This is a genomic window from Klebsiella sp. HN106, assembly GCF_051209435.1.
Classification (GTDB): Bacteria; Pseudomonadota; Gammaproteobacteria; order Enterobacterales; family Enterobacteriaceae; genus Klebsiella; species Klebsiella oxytoca.
In genome coordinates this window covers 33,893-52,228 of the sequence record NZ_JBLURD010000011.1, presented here as the reverse complement: position 1 = coordinate 52,228, position 18,336 = coordinate 33,893, and the positions used below count along the sequence as shown (strand labels likewise).

The 18,336-nt window shown below is 53.6% G+C and carries 17 protein-coding genes and 1 riboswitch; of the genes, 14 read left to right on the top strand and 3 right to left on the bottom strand.

Annotation, left to right across the window (positions count from 1 at the left end; all coding sequences use genetic code 11):
• Positions 1-286 precede the first annotated feature (286 nt).
• The 7 genes from nikA (at position 287) to ACSIPU_RS21580 (ending at position 7,001) form a co-directional block, all read left to right on the top strand.
• Positions 287-1,855 carry a nickel ABC transporter substrate-binding protein gene (gene nikA, locus ACSIPU_RS21610; RefSeq protein WP_017145289.1) on the top strand — a complete coding sequence of 523 codons (1,569 nt, stop codon included), beginning with the start codon at positions 287-289 and terminating at the stop codon, positions 1,853-1,855.
• Positions 1,855-2,799: a nickel ABC transporter permease subunit NikB gene (nikB, locus tag ACSIPU_RS21605; protein ID WP_196089693.1), complete on the top strand. Its 945-nt coding sequence runs from the start codon at positions 1,855-1,857 to the stop codon at positions 2,797-2,799. The genes nikA and nikB overlap by 1 nt, the downstream gene beginning before the upstream one ends.
• Positions 2,796-3,629 (top strand): nickel ABC transporter permease subunit NikC, encoded by an 834-nt coding sequence (gene nikC, locus ACSIPU_RS21600; protein WP_004106621.1) that lies wholly within the window; start codon positions 2,796-2,798, stop codon positions 3,627-3,629. The genes nikB and nikC overlap by 4 nt, the downstream gene beginning before the upstream one ends.
• Positions 3,629-4,390: a nickel import ATP-binding protein NikD gene (gene nikD / locus ACSIPU_RS21595; RefSeq protein ID WP_004106623.1), complete on the top strand. Its 762-nt coding sequence runs from the start codon at positions 3,629-3,631 to the stop codon at positions 4,388-4,390. The genes nikC and nikD overlap by 1 nt, the downstream gene beginning before the upstream one ends.
• The gene (nikE, locus tag ACSIPU_RS21590; protein ID WP_004116149.1) at positions 4,390-5,160 is read left to right on the top strand and encodes a nickel import ATP-binding protein NikE; all 771 of its coding nucleotides are present in this window, start codon (positions 4,390-4,392) and stop codon (positions 5,158-5,160) included. Before nikD ends, nikE begins: the two co-directional genes overlap by 1 nt.
• Before the next feature lie 5 nt (positions 5,161-5,165).
• Complete coding sequence (gene nikR, locus ACSIPU_RS21585) at positions 5,166-5,582, top strand: nickel-responsive transcriptional regulator NikR (protein ID WP_004106628.1); 417 nt, start codon at positions 5,166-5,168, stop codon at positions 5,580-5,582.
• Positions 5,583-5,747: 165 nt separating this feature from the next.
• A riboswitch (M-box (ykoK) riboswitch) is annotated at positions 5,748-5,931 on the top strand.
• A gap of 56 nt (positions 5,932-5,987) precedes the next feature.
• The gene (locus ACSIPU_RS21580; RefSeq protein WP_023321732.1) at positions 5,988-7,001 is read left to right on the top strand and encodes a magnesium transporter; all 1,014 of its coding nucleotides are present in this window, start codon (positions 5,988-5,990) and stop codon (positions 6,999-7,001) included.
• Here the strand turns inward: ACSIPU_RS21580 and ACSIPU_RS21575 are convergent.
• Entirely contained in the window at positions 6,967-7,299 is a 333-nt protein-coding gene (locus ACSIPU_RS21575) for a LysR family transcriptional regulator (protein ID WP_071786756.1), read from the bottom strand. The two genes, ACSIPU_RS21580 and ACSIPU_RS21575, sit on opposite strands and share 35 nt — an antisense overlap.
• A gap of 333 nt (positions 7,300-7,632) precedes the next feature.
• Here ACSIPU_RS21575 and ACSIPU_RS21570 point away from each other — a divergent pair, with 333 nt between their 5' ends.
• The 5 genes from ACSIPU_RS21570 to ACSIPU_RS21550 all read left to right on the top strand — a co-directional run bounded on the left by ACSIPU_RS21570 (position 7,633) and on the right by ACSIPU_RS21550 (position 13,956).
• Positions 7,633-8,586: a hydroxyacid dehydrogenase gene (locus ACSIPU_RS21570; RefSeq protein ID WP_196557654.1), complete on the top strand. Its 954-nt coding sequence runs from the start codon at positions 7,633-7,635 to the stop codon at positions 8,584-8,586.
• A 10-nt stretch (positions 8,587-8,596) separates the two neighbouring features.
• Positions 8,597-9,295: an RraA family protein gene (locus ACSIPU_RS21565; RefSeq protein ID WP_004106638.1), complete on the top strand. Its 699-nt coding sequence runs from the start codon at positions 8,597-8,599 to the stop codon at positions 9,293-9,295.
• Between the two features lie 66 nt (positions 9,296-9,361).
• Complete coding sequence (locus ACSIPU_RS21560) at positions 9,362-10,756, top strand: DASS family sodium-coupled anion symporter (protein WP_004106639.1); 1,395 nt, start codon at positions 9,362-9,364, stop codon at positions 10,754-10,756.
• 12 nt (positions 10,757-10,768) lie between these two features.
• The gene (locus ACSIPU_RS21555; protein WP_004116160.1) at positions 10,769-11,932 is read left to right on the top strand and encodes a metallo-dependent hydrolase; all 1,164 of its coding nucleotides are present in this window, start codon (positions 10,769-10,771) and stop codon (positions 11,930-11,932) included.
• A 140-nt stretch (positions 11,933-12,072) separates the two neighbouring features.
• Positions 12,073-13,956 carry a sigma 54-interacting transcriptional regulator gene (locus ACSIPU_RS21550; protein WP_123830036.1) on the top strand — a complete coding sequence of 628 codons (1,884 nt, stop codon included), beginning with the start codon at positions 12,073-12,075 and terminating at the stop codon, positions 13,954-13,956.
• A 34-nt stretch (positions 13,957-13,990) separates the two neighbouring features.
• On the opposite strand, the gene ACSIPU_RS21545 is transcribed toward ACSIPU_RS21550, so the two are convergent.
• Complete coding sequence (locus tag ACSIPU_RS21545) at positions 13,991-15,187, bottom strand: NAD(P)/FAD-dependent oxidoreductase (protein ID WP_023321735.1); 1,197 nt, start codon at positions 15,185-15,187, stop codon at positions 13,991-13,993.
• A 229-nt stretch (positions 15,188-15,416) separates the two neighbouring features.
• Between ACSIPU_RS21545 and pitA the strand changes: the two genes are divergently transcribed.
• Complete coding sequence (pitA, locus tag ACSIPU_RS21540) at positions 15,417-16,913, top strand: inorganic phosphate transporter PitA (RefSeq protein WP_004106648.1); 1,497 nt, start codon at positions 15,417-15,419, stop codon at positions 16,911-16,913.
• Between the two features lie 67 nt (positions 16,914-16,980).
• Here the strand turns inward: pitA and uspB are convergent, their stop codons facing one another.
• Entirely contained in the window at positions 16,981-17,316 is a 336-nt protein-coding gene (gene uspB / locus ACSIPU_RS21535; protein ID WP_004106649.1) for a universal stress protein UspB, read from the bottom strand.
• A 380-nt stretch (positions 17,317-17,696) separates the two neighbouring features.
• Here uspB and uspA point away from each other — a divergent pair, with 380 nt between their 5' ends.
• On the top strand, positions 17,697-18,134 hold the full coding sequence (gene uspA / locus ACSIPU_RS21530; protein ID WP_004106650.1) for a universal stress protein UspA: 438 nt from the start codon (positions 17,697-17,699) through the stop codon (positions 18,132-18,134).
• The last annotated feature ends 202 nt before the right edge of the window (positions 18,135-18,336 follow it).

Below are 18,336 nucleotides of genomic sequence, written 5' to 3'. Positions count from 1 at the left end.
CGCCTTGCCCGGGCTACAGGTTCATCATCGTTTGCGGGCCGGTAGCCCGGACAGATGCGCAGCATCGCCTCTACGAAACTCTGCTGCACTGTGCGCTCTGCTCCCGAAGCTGATGCTTCCCGGCTTGCGCTACGCTTAGCCAGGCTGCAGGCGGGTTCACAATCGCATACAGCCGAAAGAGACATACCATTTTCTTATACTTTCAGCCCCTATATTGATCCAGCTTACGTCGAAAGTATGATGAATTATTAAAATCGTCATACTTTCCTGTCGCTGAGAAAATGCTTTGTCTATCATCCGCACCACCCTGCTGGCGCTATTCGCCTGCGCTCCGTTGCTGGCCTGCGCCGCGCCCAATGAACTCACCACCGCATGGCCGGTCAACGTGGGGCCGCTTAATCCTCACCTCTACACGCCCAACCAGATGTTCGCCCAGAGCATGGTCTATGAACCGCTGGTAAAGTATCAGGCGGATGGCTCAGTAAAACCCTGGCTGGCCAAAAGCTGGACCCACTCGGCGGACGGCAAAGTCTGGACCTTCACCCTGCGCGATGATGTGACATTTTCCAACGGCGAAGCGTTTGACGCCCATGCCGCCGCGGAGAACTTCCGCGTGGTGCTCGATAACCGCCAGCGCCACGCCTGGCTGGAGCTGGTCAATCAGATTGTCGATGTCAAAGCGCTCAGCCAAAACCAACTGCAAATCACCCTGAAAAGCGCGTATTACCCGTTCCTGCAAGAGCTGGCCCTGCCGCGCCCTTTCCGCTTTATCGCCCCGTCGCAGTTTAAAGACAATGAGACCCTGCACGGCATTAAAGCGCCGATTGGCACCGGCCCTTGGGTACTGAAGGCATCAAAACTCAATCAGTACGACGTGCTGGTGCGTAACGATCGCTACTGGGGCGAAAAGCCGCAGATTGAAAAGATTACCGTCAAGGTGATCCCGGACCCGACGACCCGCGCTGTAGCTTTTGAAACCGGAGATATCGACCTGCTCTACGGCAACGAAGGGCTGCTGCCGCTCGACACCTTCGCGCGCTTTAGCCAGAACCCGGCATACCATACCCGGCTTTCCCGGCCAATAGAGACGGTGATGCTGGCGCTAAATTCCGCCAAAGCGCCCACCAGTGAGCTGTTGGTGCGTGAAGCGCTGAACTACGCGGTGAATAAAAAATCGCTGATTGATAACGCTCTGTACGGCACGCAGCAGGTTGCGGATACGCTGTTTGCCCCCACCGTGCCTTATGCCGACATTGGCCTGACGCCGCGCCGGTACGATCCGCAGCAGGCGAAAGCGTTGCTGGAAAAAGCGGGCTGGCTACTGCCTGCGGGAAAAGAGATTCGCGAGAAAAACGGCCAGCCGCTGCGCGTTGAACTGTCGTTCATTGGCACTGACGCCCTGAGCAAGTCGATGGCGGAAATCATTCAGGCCGATATGCGGCAGATTGGCGTGGACGTGGCGCTGGTCGGCGAGGAAGAGAGCAGTATTTATGCCCGCCAGCGCGATGGTCGCTTCGGCATGATTTTCAACCGCACCTGGGGGGCGCCGTACGATCCGCACGCCTTTATGAGTTCGATGCGCGTGCCGTCGCACGCCGATTTTCAGGCGCAGCAGGGTTTAGCCGACAAACCGGTTATTGATAAAGAGATTGGCGAGGTGCTGGAAACCACCGACGAACCCCACCGTCAGGTGTTGTACCGCGACATTCTGACCCGTCTGCACAATGACGCGGTGTATCTGCCCATCAGCTATGTCTCGACGATGGTGGTCGCCAGACCGGAGCTGGGTGCTATTCCTTACGCGCCGATTGCGTCTGAAATTCCGTTTGAACAAATTAAACCGGTGAAACCCTGATGCTACGTTACGCGCTACGGCGGATCTCGCTGCTGATCCCGATGATCTTCGCCGCCTCGGTGATTATCTTCCTCATGCTGCGCCTGGGCACCGGCGACCCGGCGCTCGACTATTTGCGTCTGTCGAACCTGCCGCCAACGCCAGAGATGGTCGCCTCGACCCGCGTGATGCTGGGACTGGATCAGCCGCTTATCGTCCAGTACGGCAGCTGGCTGTGGCAGGCGCTGCATCTGGATTTCGGCATCTCGTTCGCCACTCAGCGTCCGGTGCTGGATGACATGCTGAACTTCCTGCCCGCCACGCTACAGCTGGCGGGGGCTGCGCTGGTGTTGATTCTCCTCACCTCCGTACCGCTCGGTATTTGGGCGGCGCGGCATCGTGACCGCCTGCCGGATTTTATTGTGCGGGTTATCGCCTTTCTTGGCGTGTCGATGCCCAACTTCTGGCTTGCCTTTCTGCTGGTGATGTTCTTTTCGGTTTACCTGCAATGGTTGCCTGCGATGGGCTATGGCGGCTGGCAGCACATCATTCTACCGGCGGTGTCGATTGCCTTTATGTCGCTGGCGATCAACGCTCGTCTGCTGCGCGCCAGTATGCTGGAGGTCGCCGGGCAGCGCCATGTGACCTGGGCCAGACTGCGCGGTCTGAACGAGAAACAAACCGAACGTCGTCATATTTTGCGTAACGCTTCGCTGCCGATGATCACCGCCGTAGGAATGCATATCGGCGAGCTGATTGGCGGCACGATGATTATCGAGAATATCTTTGCCTGGCCCGGCGTGGGGCGCTACGCCGTCTCGGCGATATTTAACCGCGACTATCCGGTCATTCAGTGCTTTACGCTGATGATGGTGATTGTTTTTGTGGTCTGTAACCTGATGGTTGACCTGTTGAATGCCGCGCTGGATCCGCGCATTCGTCGCCATGAAGGAGCGTGTTCGTGAACTTTTTCCTCTCTTCGCGCGGGTCTGTTCGCCTCTCTTTACTCATCATCGCCCTGCTGGCGGTCGTTGCGCTCACCAGCCAGTGGTGGCTGCCTTACGATCCGCAGGCGATCGATCTGCCTTCGCGCCTGCTGGCACCTGATAGCCAGCACTGGCTGGGCACCGATCATCTGGGCCGCGATATCTTCTCGCGATTGCTGGCGGCAACCCGCATATCGCTTGGCTCGGTGATGGCCTGCCTGCTGCTGGTGCTGGCGCTGGGATTGATCGTCGGCGGCAGCGCGGGGCTTATCGGCGGTCGCGTCGATCAGGTCACCATGCGCATCGCGGATATGTTTATGACTTTCCCGACCTCGATCCTCTCTTTCTTTATGGTCGGCGTGCTGGGAACCGGGCTGACCAATGTGATTATCGCCATCGCCCTGTCGCACTGGGCGTGGTACGCACGGATGGTGCGCAGCCTGACCCTCTCCCTGCGCCAGCGCGAATTTGTGCTCGCTTCCCGGCTTTCCGGCGCGGGCCATGTCCGGGTGTTTATCGACCATCTGGCCGGTGCCGTGATCCCGTCGCTGTTGGTACTGGCGACGCTGGATATTGGTCACATGATGCTGCACGTCGCCGGGATGTCGTTCCTTGGCCTCGGCGTCACCGCGCCCACCGCCGAATGGGGGGTAATGATTAACGACGCGCGCCAATATATCTGGACCCAGCCGCTGCAAATGTTCTGGCCGGGGCTGGCGCTGTTTATCACCGTAATGGCCTTCAACATGGTGGGTGACGCGCTGCGCGATCGTCTGGACCCTCATCTGGTTACGGAGCATACCCACTGATGCCGCAACAAATTGAACTGCAAAACATCGCCTTACGGGCCGAGCGTCCGCTGGTGCACGGCGTTTCTTTGACGATCAAACGCGGGCGCGTGCTGGCGCTGGTTGGCGGCAGCGGCAGCGGCAAATCCCTGACCTGCGCCGCGGCGCTGGGCATTTTGCCTCCCGGCGTACGCCAGACGGCGGGGATAATCCTTGCCGACGGCCAGCCGGTTTCTCCCTGTGCGCTACGCGGCAGCAAAATCGCCACCATTATGCAGAATCCGCGCAGCGCTTTTAATCCGCTGCGAACAATGGCCGATCACGCCCGGGAAACCTGCCGGGCCCTGGATAAAGCCTCAGACGACGCCACGCTTATTGCGGCGCTGGAAGCCGTCGGGCTGGAGAACGCGCCGCGCGTGCTCAAGCTATACCCGTTTGAGATGAGCGGCGGCATGCTGCAGCGAATGATGATTGCTATGGCGTTGCTGTGCGATGCGCCCTTTATCGTTGCCGACGAACCCACCACCGATCTGGACGCGGTGGTCCAGGCACGCATTCTCGATCTGCTGGTAAGTATTATGCAAAACCGCGGCCCCGGCATGCTGCTGGTGACGCATGATATGGGGGTGGTGGCCAGGCTGGCGGACGATGTCGCGGTAATGGATAGCGGCAGCATTGTGGAACAGGGCGATGTGGAATCTCTGTTTCGCGCCCCGCGACACGACATCACCCGCGGGCTGGTGGCGGCGCATCTCGCCCTTTATGGTCTGGAGCTAAGCTGATGACATTACTGACCGCCTCGACAATTACCCATCACTACCCGGACTTAAAGGTGCTAACAGAGGTCTCTTTAGCGCTGAAAAGCGGTGAAACCGTGGCCCTGCTGGGGCGTAGCGGCTGCGGCAAAAGCACGCTGGCGCGCCTGCTCGTCGGCCTGGAATCCCCAACGCAGGGTCGCATCTGCTGGCGGGGAGAGCCGCTCTCCCGGCTCAATCGCGCTAAACAAAAGGCGTTCCGTCGGGATATTCAGATGGTGTTTCAGGACGCCATCAGCGCGGTCAATCCGCGTAAAACCGTACGCGAGATTCTGCGCGAGCCTATGCGTCACCTGCTATCGTTGACGAAAGCGGAGCAGCTGGCCCGGGCCAGCGAAATGCTCAGGGCGGTGGATCTCGACGATAGCGTGCTGAATAAGCGCCCCCCGCAGCTGAGCGGCGGGCAGCTACAGCGCATCTGCCTGGCGCGGGCGCTGACGGTAGAACCAAAGCTGCTGATCCTGGATGAGGCGGTTTCTAACCTCGACCTCGTGATCCAGGCGAGCGTTATTCGTCTGCTCAAAAAGCTCCAGCAGCAGTTCGGCACCGCCTGTCTTTTTATCACCCACGATTTACGCCTGGTTGAGCGCTTTTGCCAGCGGGTGATGGTGATGGATGAGGGGAAAATCGTGGAGATACAAACCGTGGGCGAGGCATTAACTTTTTCCTCTGACGCCGGTCGCGTGTTACAAAATGCGGTACTTCCCGCCTTTCCCGTGCGCCGAAATAAGGTTTAAGCCAGATGCAACGAATTACCATTACTCTCGATGACGATTTACTCGATACGCTGGATAGCCTGAGCCAGCGCCGTGGCTACAACAACCGTTCCGAAGCGATCCGCGATATTCTGCGCGGCGCGCTGGCCCAGGAGGCCGCTCAGGAGCACGGTACCCAGGGCTTCGCGGTGCTCTCTTACGTCTATGAACATGAGAAACGCGATCTCGCCAGCCGTTTAGTCTCCACCCAACATCACCACCACGATCTCTCCGTCGCCACTCTGCATGTGCATATTAATCACGACGATTGTCTGGAAATTGCCGTGCTGAAGGGGGATATGGGCGACGTTCAGCATTTTGCCGATGACGTTATCGCCCAGCGCGGCGTGCGCCACGGCCATTTGCAGTGCCTGCCGACGGAGAAGGAATCCCCCCACTCATAAACTGTGCGCGGCGATAAACGGCTTTTTAACTCGCGAGTGGGGCTAACGCTATCATGCTGGCTCGTTAGCCCATGCGCCTCGCAGCGGTTTTTCTCAACCATTAATAAACGACATGAATTATACGTTTGGTTAATTATTTCACTTCGCTAATAATCACGTCTCATTTAACGATCTCGTTATGGCGAGGCTCCTGCATAAACATAAGTTACCGCCCTGTTGGTATCGAGAGAGACCACTCAGGGAAATACAGGCTTCCATCGAATCAAGGTGTTGCCAAGGTAACTTCTGACGGCGTTCATGTCGGACAGATACGTTGTGCAGTGCTAAAACCAGGACGTAGGGATCTGCCTGTGCTCATCCTGTCTTGTTCGCCCCTATGAGTGATTTTTTATAGGGAATTACACCATGTCTTCCATTCAACTGTGCGCCGCACACCAGGCGAATTCGACTTTCGACGGCGACGCAATTGCCCAGTACATGCGTACCGATTTCATTACCCTGCCGGAGCATCTCAGCGTTCATGAGGCGCGAGAACTGTTCGTTTCTCAGCTGGCCAGCGATGAGATCCCCGGCCAGGTTTTTGTCGTCGCGGGAAAAAAACTGCGCGGCAGTTTATCGATTAAAAAGCTGCTGCAGGAGAGCGATACTGCGCAATCCATCCGTTATTTAATGGATAGCTGTCTGTTTCGCGTCAGGCCCGACGACCCGCGCCCGCAGGTGGTCGCCGAACTCGGCGAGCGCGGGCTCGATCTGGTGCCGGTGGTCGAAAAGGGTGAGCTGGTCGGCTGCCTGATGGAAAAAGAGATCGCTCATCTGCTGGAAGATGACGTAACCGAGGATGCTCAGCGCCAGGGGGCGACGCTGCCGCTGGAAAAGCCCTATCTGGAAACCAGCCCGTGGGCGCTGTGGAAAAAACGTTCGGTGTGGCTGCTGCTGCTCTTTGTCGCCGAAGCCTACACCAGCAGCGTGTTACAGCATTTTGAAGAGGCGCTGGAATCGGCTATCGCGCTGGCCTTTTTCATACCACTGCTGATTGGTACCGGCGGAAACAGCGGAACGCAGATAACCTCTACGCTAGTACGTTCGATGGCGCTGGGGGAAGTGCGACTGCGCGATATGGGACGCGTGATCCGCAAAGAGGTCTCAACCTCGCTGCTGATCGCCATCACGCTCGGCCTGGCGGGCTGCCTGCGCGCCTGGATGATGGGCATCGGCATGGAGATCACCCTGATTGTCAGTCTGACGCTGGTATGCATCACCCTGTGGAGCGCGGTGGTGTCGTCGGTGATCCCCCTGACGCTTAAGCGCGTCGGCATCGACCCGGCGGTGGTGTCAGCGCCGTTTATCGCCACCCTCATCGACGGTACCGGATTAATTATCTATTTTAAAATCGCCCAGTATTTTCTTGGCCTGAATTGATTATTGCACCCGGCGGGCACGTCTTGCCGGGCTGTTTTATTCCCCCACGAATATCAGCAATCGCATTAAGCAATCTCAGTAAATCTGGTGCAAGTCGATAAAAAGCGTGCCCTTTCTCCGTTAAAATAACTTTTCTGATATTCCTGCCACGCGTAATCAGGTTAAAACCCAGTTCATTTTCAAGCGCACATATGCTGGTTGTTATTAGCGAAGGGGCAATACTCAGCCGCTGCGATGCAAAGTGAATACTCCCCTCCCGAACCATAAGCATGAATATCTCCACCTGTGATTTATTCATTGCCGAAATTTCTCCTGATTAAACCTTTGGCTTACGTTTTAAGTTGTCCAGTACGCAATGTCAATCGGTACAAACGGCCCCTCCGCCCCTACAAATAAAATAAAGTGTGAAGCTGACCGCTAGCGCATTTAATTATGCATTTCAGCCATTTCATTATTAAATATCCAGTCTCGCGGCGGCGTCTGCGGATGTGAACGACATCACTATAAGTCAGCCAACCAAAAAACAAAATACTCATACTTATCAACAAATTAAAGAAAACGCGCTTGCTGAATTAATTTATGGCACACGCCATGCAATTACCTCCACGTAATCAACACTGGAGATAGTTAAATGACGTACAAAATTTTACTCCCGCAGGAAATCATGGCTGAAGGGAGAGAATACCTGGAAAGTCGCGGTTATCAGCTGATTAACGGATCAGGGATGGAAGAAGAAGATATCATTCGCGACATCGGGGACTGCGACGGTATTATCGTACGCCTTTCAAAAATGTCCGATCGCGTATTTGAGGCGGCTAAAAAGCTGAAAGTCGTTGCACGACACGGTGCCGGTTACGATACGGTCGATCTGGAGTCAGCGAAACGTCACGGCGTAGTCGTATTAAATGCGCCAATTGCTAACAGCATGTCCGTTGCCGAACTGGCCATATTTTATATGCTGCACTGCTCGCGTAATTTCAAGCTGGTACAGGAAAAGATGCTTGAAGATTATTACTGGGCAAAACTGCGCACGCCAAAAGTGGAGCTGGATGGTAAAACGCTGGGCCTGATTGGCGTGGGAAATATCGGTTCACGCGTGGCAATCAAAGCGCTGCATGGCTTTAATATGAAAGTTATCGCCTACGATCCGTATAAAACCCAGCAGCAGATCCCCGAAGGCGTAGAGCTCACCGACGATTTTGACCGTATTTTCAAAGAGAGCGACTTCGTTTCTCTGCACTGCCCGACGACCGCGGAAACCACCGATTTTGTCGGTGAGAAACAGTTTTCCATGATGAAGCCCACCGCCTACTTCATTAATACCGCACGCGGAAAGCTGGTTGATGAAAAGGCGCTGTATCACGCCTTGAGCACCCACGCTATCGCCGGAGCGGGCGTGGACGTCTTAAAGAAAGAGCCGTTTGATGCCAACGATCCGATTTTCTCGCTAAGCAATATCGTGATTGCCCCGCACATTGGCGCCGCCACTATCGAAGCGACCGACAGAGCCTCGCTCCATTCCGCGATTGGCATTGATGAAGTCTTAACCGGTAAGAAACCATCCTGGCCGGTGCCGGGTTTTTAAGGAGAAAAACATGACTATTGGTAACCGTATTTTTTTAAAACGTCCGGCCTGCAGCGTCGATCTTCTGAAAGAATTTGAACAGCTCCCGGCGGCGAATATTGCTGACACCATGAATCGTATTGCCGTACTGGGTAACGGGATTAAACGGATTTCTTCGCCGAAAAAACCGATTATGGCGGGCTTCGCCATCACCGTAAAAGTTCGTGCGGGCGATAACCTGATGCTGCACGCCGCGCTGGATATGGCGGGTGAGAACGATGTGATTGTGGTCTCCAACGAAGGCGACCGTTCGCGAGCGCTGATGGGCGAGATCATGGTGGCCTACGCCCACTGCATGAAGAAAGTCGCCGGTATCGTGCTGGACGGGCCAATCCGTGACATCGATGCGCTGTCGGTTCTCGATTTTCCACTGTTCGCCACCGGCTCCAACCCCGCAGGCCCGTTTAAACAAGGTCCTGGCGAGGTGAACACGCCGATCGCCGTTGGCGGCGTCGCGGTTTGTCCGGGCGACCTGATCGTCGGCGATGCGGATGGCGTCATTGTTATCCCCCTCGGCGACGCAGAAGCCGTACTGAATAAAGCCAAAGATTATGCAAAATTCGATGCAAGCAAAGTAGAGGCCGCGAAAAACGGCACCGCGAATCGCCTTTGGGTCAAAAAATCACTGGATGAGACAGGCGTTGAGTTTATCGACGACATGTATCGTTAATTTGATTAAATAATATCAGGCCGCGGTGCCCTGACGGGCCGTGGCTTTAAAGCAAAGGTAATAAAAATGCTTTATTTAAAACTCTTGCCCATTATCTTTTTTCCCGTTTTATTTTGGATAATACCGCACCCGGAAGGCGTCGCCGCGCCGACCTGGCATATGGTTGGCATCTATCTGGCGATGCTGTGCGGACTGGTTTTACGTCCGTTTACCGATGCGGTCATTATGCTGATTATTCTCGGGTTTGCCTCTCTGGTTCTCGACCCTGCTCCTCTGTTTGCGGGTTTTGGTAGCCCGATGGTCTGGTTTATCATCAGCGCCTTTATTATTTGCAAAGCGTTTGTCATTACCGGTCTGGGTAAACGTATCGCCTATCTGCTGCTAAAACGCTACGGTAAAAATACCCTCACCCTGGGCTATCTGATGATGGTGACGGATACCGTACTGGCCCCGGCAACAGGTTCAAATATGTCCCGTTCCGGAGGCATCACCTATCCCATCTTCAGGAACATCGCCGAAGCGCTGGGCTCGAAGCCCGACGACGGTAGCCGGAAAATCGGCGCCTATCTGACCATCCTGATGTACGTCGTCTCAATGGGAACCTCCAGCCTGTTTCTGACGGGGATGGCGACCAACTCAATTACCGTCTCGCTGGCTAACGAGATCATGAAAGTGAATCTCGAATGGATGACCTGGTTTAAAGCCGCCATTGTGCCCGCCGGACTGGTGCTGCTGCTCGCGCCATGGATACTGTATAAAATCTACGCCCCGGAACTCAAAGTTATTGATAACGTCAACGAAATTGCTGAAAAAGGCCTGCGTGAACTGGGTCCGGTAAAGCGCGAAGAGAAGCTGTTGATCGTATTCTTTATTCTGGGCGTACTCGGCTGGATGACGGGCTCCATTACCGGCATCGCCTTTATTCCCGTCGGCCTGGCTTTCCTCGCCTGCCTGCTGCTTTTCGGCGTCCTGAGCTGGAACGACGTGGTGAGCGAAAAATCGGCCTGGCAGACCTTCGTCTGGTACGGCGCGTTTTATGGATGCGCGGTTGCGCTATCAAAAGGCGGGTTCTATGTCTTCCTGGTCGACGTTATCAAAAACTATCTTGACCTGTCGCACCTGAATGAAATCAGCGCAATTGCCGTCCTGGTCTTTATCAGCCTTGCTGTCCGCTATTTCTTTGTCTCTAATAGCGCGTTCGTGGTCTCATTCTACCCGGTACTTTTTACCCTGGGAATGACGACTCAGGCGCATCCTATGTACGTGGCGCTTTCTCTGGCCTTCTCCGCAGGCTATGGCGCATTGCTGACGCACTACGGCAACGGCGCTGGCGTATTTACGTTCTCCAGCGGCTACGTGCCGCAAAAAACATTCTGGATGCTGGGCACCATCATGGTGGTGGTCAACGTATTAATCTTCTTCCTGATCGGTATTCCCTACTGGAAGTTTATCGGCATTTAACAGGAGCATAAAATGAAACTGGATATTCTGATTAAAAACGGTCTGGTCGCCGATCTTGATAGCCGCGATTATATTAATCGCAATATTGGCATCATCGGCGATCGTATCGTTGACTTAAATGCCGTTGATGATTTGCAGGCCGAAACGGTTATTGATGCCGCAGGTTGTATCGTACTGCCTGGCTTAATCGACTTCCATGGCCATGTTTTTCATGGCGGGACCGCCATCAGTGTTAACCCTGATATCGTATGCTTGCCTAATGGGGTCACCAGTATGGTCGATGCCGGCAGCAGCGGCTGGGTAAATTATCAGCTTTTTCGCAATAGCGTGATTCATCCTGCCATGGTGAAAATCAAAAGCTATCTGAACGTGGTCAACGTCGGACTTTCTACCCTCGGAGGCGGGCCGACCGGTTATCTGGAAAATACCAATCCGGCAAATTACAACGAGGAGAAGATAGCGCAAACGCTGAATGGCAACAGAGACAATATTCTCGGCCTGAAACTACGCTACAGCCAGGATATCGCTAAAGGGAAACAGTACGCCAGCGACCCTCTTCTCTCTACCGTCTCCCTGGCGCGTAAACTGGATACCACGATTTGCGTTCACGTCACGGACTCTCTTCTCTGCGCCGATGAACTGATCCGCTATTTTAATGCCGATGATATTTACGCGCACTGTTTCCACGGCACCGGCCACTCGATTCTCAATGAACAGGACGAGGTCTATGCGGCGATAAAAGAGGCCCAGTCCCGGGGCGTTATCTTCGACTGTTCAAACGGCGTGGCCCACTTTGATTTTCACGTTGCCAGAACCGCCATGGCGCAGGGATTCTATCCTGATATCATTAGTACCGATCTCACTTTAAGAAATAGCTTACGGACGGATAAGGTCTACAGTCTGCTCCACGTCATGTCGAAATATCTCAACATGGGAATGTCCTTCTTCGATATTGTTCGCGCGGTAACCGCTACGCCGGCCCGCCTGATGAAGATGCAGGGACAAATTGGTACCCTGGCGCCCGGCGCGTTTGCTGATATTTCGATTGTTAAACTGCAAAAAGAGAAGATTGTTTTTGAAGATACTCAGGGCGTTAAAATTGAAGGCGACCGTTACATTGATAACTGCGCTACCCTGTGTAATGGTCAAATTGTCTACCGCCGCCTGCGCTTCTAATCGCTAATTATTAAGCCTTACGTCTACCTCGGCGTAAGGCTTTTATTCTGAATCGCGTATAATATGACTTCACTCATTGATTCTCCTCGCGCTCATCATATACTAAGGCTTGCCTACCCTGCTGTCTGCGAGAATAATGCATGAATAATAATGAAATTGTTATCTTTTCAGTTTCCAGGACAATAACCCAACGAATCATGAATGTCCTTATTGAAAGGAAACTCGACATCCCCGTGTATGAATTTCGTTATTCAGAAGTTCTCGACAAAGCCCATGAGATGATTCAATCCGGCACTAAGATAATTATTAGCCGAGGCGGTACCGCCGCACTCCTGCGTAGCAATATTACTATCCCCGTCATTGAAATAGCCCATGATTTTCATGGCGTTTATCGCATCTTACAAGAAGCGAATAGTAAGTCGCAAAAAATCGCCGCCGTTGGTTTCCCGCAGTTTTGCAGCGCCTTACGCCATTACCAGAACATGACCAATGAAGATTTTAAAATTTGTCAGGTTTATAATCATCACGATATTGAAAATGTTATAAAAAATCTTTCGGAGAATAATTACCATACCGTAATCGGCGGACTGACCGTTGCTGAAATGGCTCAAAAATATCACCTCAATGCTATTATGGGGGATACTGATAACATTTCCATTGAGCAGGCCATCAATGAAGCTCACAGTTTATTGAAATACATTAATCGTGAAAACAGCAAACTGATCATGAGCCACTCAGCATTGAATCAGGCGCGTGAAGGTATTATGTGCATCGATCAGCTTGGTGAAATTATCAATATCAACGCTACCGGCGTGGCATTATTCCAATGTCAAGCCGGAGATAAAATATTCAAAAAAGAAGCGTTTAAAGAGATCTACGCCAGTATTATTAATGAATTAGACATCAAAGAGCAGGCTATAGACATCAACGGCGTAACGATTCATATTTCCGTGCGCCACTTTTCTAACCGAAAAATATCTTATGCCGTTATTACGGGGCTAAGCCAGGAGAGCACGCTTTGGCAAAACAGCGTCAACAAAAAAAGTAAGCTGCGCGGTTTTTCCACAACCTGGTCTTTCGACGATATTATTGGCCAGTCGCCGGCCATCCTCGATGTTATAAAAAAAGCCAAACTTTGCGCCCGCCACGAACTGCCGATTCATATTTTAGGTGATACCGGCACGGGCAAAGAACTTTTCGCCCAAAGTATTCACCACTATAGCGCCAGAGGCCATAGTCCTTTTATCGCGATTAACTGCGCGGCCATCCCCGAGAGCATTCTGGAAAGTGAACTCTTTGGCTATGCCGACGGCGCGTTTACCAGCGCGCGGAAGGGCGGCAAACCTGGGGTGTTTGAAATGGCGATGAACGGTACGGTGTTTATCGATGAAATCAGCGAAGCGCCGCTATCGGTACAGGTTAAGCTGCTGCGCGTATTGCAGGAAAAGCAGTTTTCTCGTCTCGGCGGCGATACGCTTATTACCGCCGATTTTCGCCTGATCACCGCCAGCAATAAGGATCTGCGCCAGCTCGTCGCCAACGGTGAATTCCGGCAGGATCTGTACTACAGAATCAATATCCTTGAGTTGACGCTACCGGCCTTACGCCAACGACCGGGCGATATTATGCTGTTAATTCAGCACTTGCTTCATCAGCAGGGTAAGCAAATTACCTTTACCCCCGACGCGGTGGATTTTTTACATAGCTATCTCTGGCCCGGCAATATTCGCGAACTCCAGGCGGTGATCTACCGACTCATTGTGCTGCTCGATATAGACAGGGTGAACAAGGAGATTTTACTCCAGGTTAGTCAAATTACACCCGATGACCATCAGCAACTCGCTCACTCCCCAGCTGTGAGCGTCTCATCCGATGAAACCGATCTATTAAAGAAACAAGAGAAACAACTGATTACCAGCGTAATAGAAAAAACCGACGGAGACAGAACCAGAGCATCGGTCATGCTGGGTATTAGCCCCACCACCCTGTGGCGCAAATTAAAGCAGCATAATATCAGCGGATAAGTCGAAGCCTGCTCCGCTGATACAGAGCAGGCGGTTATTTCTGTTCCGCTAAAGCCTGCGCGCATGCCCAGGCTGACGCCCATGCCCACTGGAAGTTATAACCTCCCAGCCAGCCGGTAACGTCCATCACTTCGCCGATAAAGTAGAGCCCGGGCACCTTACGGGCCTCCATGGTGCGCGAAGAGAGTTCGTTAGTATCTACGCCGCCGAGGGTCACTTCCGCCGTACGATAGCCTTCAGTGCCATTCGGCTGGACGCGCCATGCGGTCAGCGTCTCAACCAGCGCCTGCTGCTCGCGGACGTTAAGCTGTTTCAGGGTGACATCCGGGAGTTGGCCCAGCTGCTGCAGGCACTCAACCAACCGTTTCGGCAGCTGCATCGCAAGCGTGTTTTTCAGGCTCTGATTAGGATGCGCCGCGCGCTGTTCGTTGAGGAAGTCATCAAGATGGCAATCCGGCAGCAGATTGATGCTGACGAATTCTCCCGGCTGCCAGTAGCTGGAAATTTGCAGTACCGCCGGCCCGGACAGCCCGCGGTGGGTAAAGAGCAGATTTTCCCGGAAGACGGTCCCGTTTTCCGCCGTGATGGTTGACGGCACCGAGACGCCGGAAAGCACCTGCAGCTGCTCAAGCAGCGGCTTATGCAAGGTAAACGGCACCAGGCCCGCGCGGGTCGGCAATACCTTCAGGCCAAACTGCTCGGCAAGCTTATAGCCGAACGGCGAAGCGCCCAGACCGGGCATGGATAACCCGCCGGAGGCCACCACCAGCCTGTTCGCCGCCACCGTCTCGCCGTTAAGCTGCAGCATGTAGCCCTCATCATCCCGCTCAACGCTGATAATTTCGCTACGCAGGCGAATTTGTACGCCGCCCTTTTCACACTCCGCCAGCAGCATGTTGACGATTTGCTCGGCGGAATCATCGCAGAAAAGCTGGCCCAGGGTTTTCTCATGCCAGGCAATACCGTGTTTGCTAACCAGATCGATAAAGTCCCACTGGGTGTAGCGCGCCAGCGCGGATTTGCAAAAATGCGGGTTTTGGCTGAGATATGCCGCGGGTTCGATATACATGTTAGTAAAGTTGCAGCGTCCGCCGCCTGACATCAGGATCTTGCGCCCGGGCTTTTTGCCATTATCGAGCAGCAGCACCCGGCAGCCTGCCTGCCCTGCCTGCGCCGCACAAAACATTCCCGCCGCTCCGGCGCCGATTACGATGGCATCAAACCTTTCCACACAACATTCCTCATATCCCGATTGTCGGGAATTGTAAATTTTTCACTCTGGTCGCACCAGCATGAAAAAAACAGATTTACGTACCTCATTGAAAGATATAGGAATACTCCCAACAAGGTAAAACTTAAACAGGAAGAAAATCAAAAAAAGTCTATATTTCACTTTGCCCGCGCCGCTAAAGTCACTGATAATGCGCCGCGTTCATGTCCTCAAAATGGCGTAACGTCCTATGCTACATTTATTTGCCGGTCTGGATTTACATACCGGGCTACTGTTATTGCTTGCTCTGGCTTTCGTGCTTTTTTACGAAGCGATCAATGGTTTTCATGATACCGCAAACGCTGTTGCAACTGTGATCTACACACGCGCAATGCGGTCGCAGCTTGCTGTGGCGATGGCGGCTCTTTTTAACTTCTTCGGCGTTCTGTTGGGCGGTCTCAGCGTAGCCTATGCCATCGTGCATATGTTGCCGACCGACCTGTTGCTTAACATGGGTTCAGCACATGGCCTCGCCATGGTCTTTTCCATGCTGCTGGCGGCAATTATCTGGAACCTCGGCACCTGGTACTTCGGCCTTCCGGCCTCCAGCTCGCACACCCTGATCGGCGCGATTATCGGTATTGGTTTAACCAATGCGCTGATGACCGGTACGTCGGTGGTGGACGCGCTGAACATCCCGAAAGTCATGGGTATTTTTGGCTCGCTTATCATCTCGCCAATCGTTGGCCTGGTCGTGGCGGGCGGCCTGATTTTCATCCTGCGTCGTTACTGGAGCGGAACCAAAAAACGCGCCCGTATCCACCTGACCCCAGCCGAGCGTGAAAAGAAAGACGGCAAGAAAAAGCCGCCGTTCTGGACGCGTATTGCGCTGATTCTCTCCGCCATTGGCGTTGCGTTCTCCCACGGCGCGAACGATGGTCAGAAAGGCATTGGCCTGGTCATGCTGGTTCTGATCGGCGTAGCTCCGGCTGGCTTCGTGGTCAATATGAACGCTTCCGGCTACGAAATCACCCGTACCCGCGATGCGGTCAACAACGTGGAAACCTTCTTCCAGCAGCGTCCTGAGCTGTTGAAGAAAGCGACCGGCGCTGAGCAGCTCATCCCGTCTCCGGACGCGGGGGCAGCCGCAAATGGCGAATTCCACTGCCACCCGGCAAACACCATCAACGCGCTTGACCGCGTGAAGACGATGCTGACCGGAACCGAAAGCTACGACACGCTCTCCGTTGAGCAACGCAGCCATCTGCGCCGCATTATGCTCTGCATCTCCGATACCACCGATAAAGTGGCGAAGCTGCCGGAAGTCAGTGCCGACGATAAGCGTCTGCTTAAAAAGCTGAAAACCGATATGCTGAGCACCATCGAATACGCGCCCATCTGGATTATTATGGCGGTTGCGCTGGCGCTGGGTATCGGCACCATGATCGGCTGGCGTCGCGTGGCGACCACCATCGGCGAGAAAATCGGTAAGAAAGGGATGACCTACGCACAGGGTATGTCAGCTCAGATGACCGCAGCCGTATCGATTGGTCTGGCGAGCTATACCGGTATGCCGGTTTCCACCACCCACGTGCTCTCCTCCTCGGTTGCGGGGACAATGCTCGTCGATGGCGGAGGTCTACAGAAGAAGACCGTCACCAGTATTCTGATGGCATGGGTACTCACCCTGCCCGCGGCGATTCTGCTCTCCGGCGCGCTGTACTGGCTCTCGCTGCAGATTATCTAAGCCGTCTCGGTAATAAGACAGATAAACGGGTCAGGAAACTGGCCCGTTTTTTTTACCCGCAGTGTCACTAGTGCCAGATAGCCAGGGCAATCATGCTCACCATCACCAGGCCGCAGAGGGCGCTGGTAAGGATAAACTGCCGACGAACCCGCTCGCAGCGGCGGATGAACTCATCGTCGTGATGATCGCGGTAGCGCTGAGCGTAGATATACCACACCAGGCGCATCTGTTTGCTGGGCTGTCCATGCGACGTAAAAAAACCGCCGCCGTCGACATATTGATAGAGCAAAGGGTCACAACCACGTAGCACAACAAGCAATGCACGCAGCGACGAGAAGTAGCGTGCCATATTCACTACACATACGATACACAGGGCCCAAAACAGCGCAACAGTGCTGATCATACCTCCTCCCCGGCGACCCGTCCTCGGAGGCTCCCTCCGGGACTACCGCTCCCCAATATCAAACCGACTGTACTGTGAAAGAGTGCGATTCCGATCACGTTTATTTATCCGACCGGCTCATTAAATAGTGTAGGAGATCAGTTAATTTTTTTACCACAACGTTAATCATTATCAATGCATAAGTCGGATATATTTGTTTAACTATTTGCTGAACAAGGTAGATTGACGGATCGCGAGGGGCGCTATAAGGTAGAAATATCTTCTACAATTAGGTCCTTAAGGACTACCCCCCGCGAATGTGGCACGCAGGACGCGGGCGAAGCGGCAGCGCTGGCTGTCAGGTCCAACGGTCATCGACAACTTATGGAAGGAGTAACACTATGGCTTACAAACATATTCTTATTGCAGTAGACCTGTCCCCGGAAAGCAAAGTACTGGTAGAAAAAGCCGTTTCTATGGCCCGTCCCTACAATGCAAAAGTTTCCCTGATCCACGTAGATGTGAATTACTCCGATCTCTACACCGGCCTTATTGATGTTAACCTGGGCGATATGCAGAAACGCATCTCCGAAGAGACTCACCACGCGTTAAGCGAACTCTCTACGAATGCGGGCTATCCGATCACTGAGACCCTGAGCGGTAGCGGCGATCTCGGCCAGGTGCTGGTCGATGCGATTAAAAAATATGATATGGACCTCGTGGTTTGCGGTCACCATCAGGACTTCTGGAGCAAGCTGATGTCCTCCGCGCGTCAACTCATCAACACCGTTCACGTCGATATGCTGATTGTCCCGCTGCGCGACGAAGAAGAGGAATAACAGGACGTTATTTCATTTCGCTGATGACCAACGCCCGCCCATGCGGGCGTTTTTATTTCTCACTCCCCGCCGAAAAGAAAGAATATAAATCCATAAAATCCGCAAATTGCCAGATTGATCAACCAACAAAATCGCCATTTATCCATATAATCATTCGCCAAAGCGTATAAACATCATATCATTGCGCAAAATTAAGGTTTTT

Coding starts and splice junctions, on each gene's coding strand:
- nikB (WP_196089693.1), top strand. CDS start 1,855: ATGCTACGTTACGCGCTACGGCGGATCTCGCTGCTGATCCCGATGATC.
- nikD (WP_004106623.1), top strand. CDS start 3,629: ATGCCGCAACAAATTGAACTGCAAAACATCGCCTTACGGGCCGAGCGT.
- nikE (WP_004116149.1), top strand. CDS start 4,390: ATGACATTACTGACCGCCTCGACAATTACCCATCACTACCCGGACTTA.
- nikR (WP_004106628.1), top strand. CDS start 5,166: ATGCAACGAATTACCATTACTCTCGATGACGATTTACTCGATACGCTG.
- ACSIPU_RS21580 (WP_023321732.1), top strand. CDS start 5,988: ATGTCTTCCATTCAACTGTGCGCCGCACACCAGGCGAATTCGACTTTC.
- ACSIPU_RS21575 (WP_071786756.1), bottom strand. CDS start 7,299: ATGAATAAATCACAGGTGGAGATATTCATGCTTATGGTTCGGGAGGGG.
- ACSIPU_RS21570 (WP_196557654.1), top strand. CDS start 7,633: ATGACGTACAAAATTTTACTCCCGCAGGAAATCATGGCTGAAGGGAGA.
- ACSIPU_RS21565 (WP_004106638.1), top strand. CDS start 8,597: ATGACTATTGGTAACCGTATTTTTTTAAAACGTCCGGCCTGCAGCGTC.
- ACSIPU_RS21560 (WP_004106639.1), top strand. CDS start 9,362: ATGCTTTATTTAAAACTCTTGCCCATTATCTTTTTTCCCGTTTTATTT.
- ACSIPU_RS21555 (WP_004116160.1), top strand. CDS start 10,769: ATGAAACTGGATATTCTGATTAAAAACGGTCTGGTCGCCGATCTTGAT.
- ACSIPU_RS21550 (WP_123830036.1), top strand. CDS start 12,073: ATGAATAATAATGAAATTGTTATCTTTTCAGTTTCCAGGACAATAACC.
- pitA (WP_004106648.1), top strand. CDS start 15,417: ATGCTACATTTATTTGCCGGTCTGGATTTACATACCGGGCTACTGTTA.
- uspB (WP_004106649.1), bottom strand. CDS start 17,316: ATGATCAGCACTGTTGCGCTGTTTTGGGCCCTGTGTATCGTATGTGTA.
- uspA (WP_004106650.1), top strand. CDS start 17,697: ATGGCTTACAAACATATTCTTATTGCAGTAGACCTGTCCCCGGAAAGC.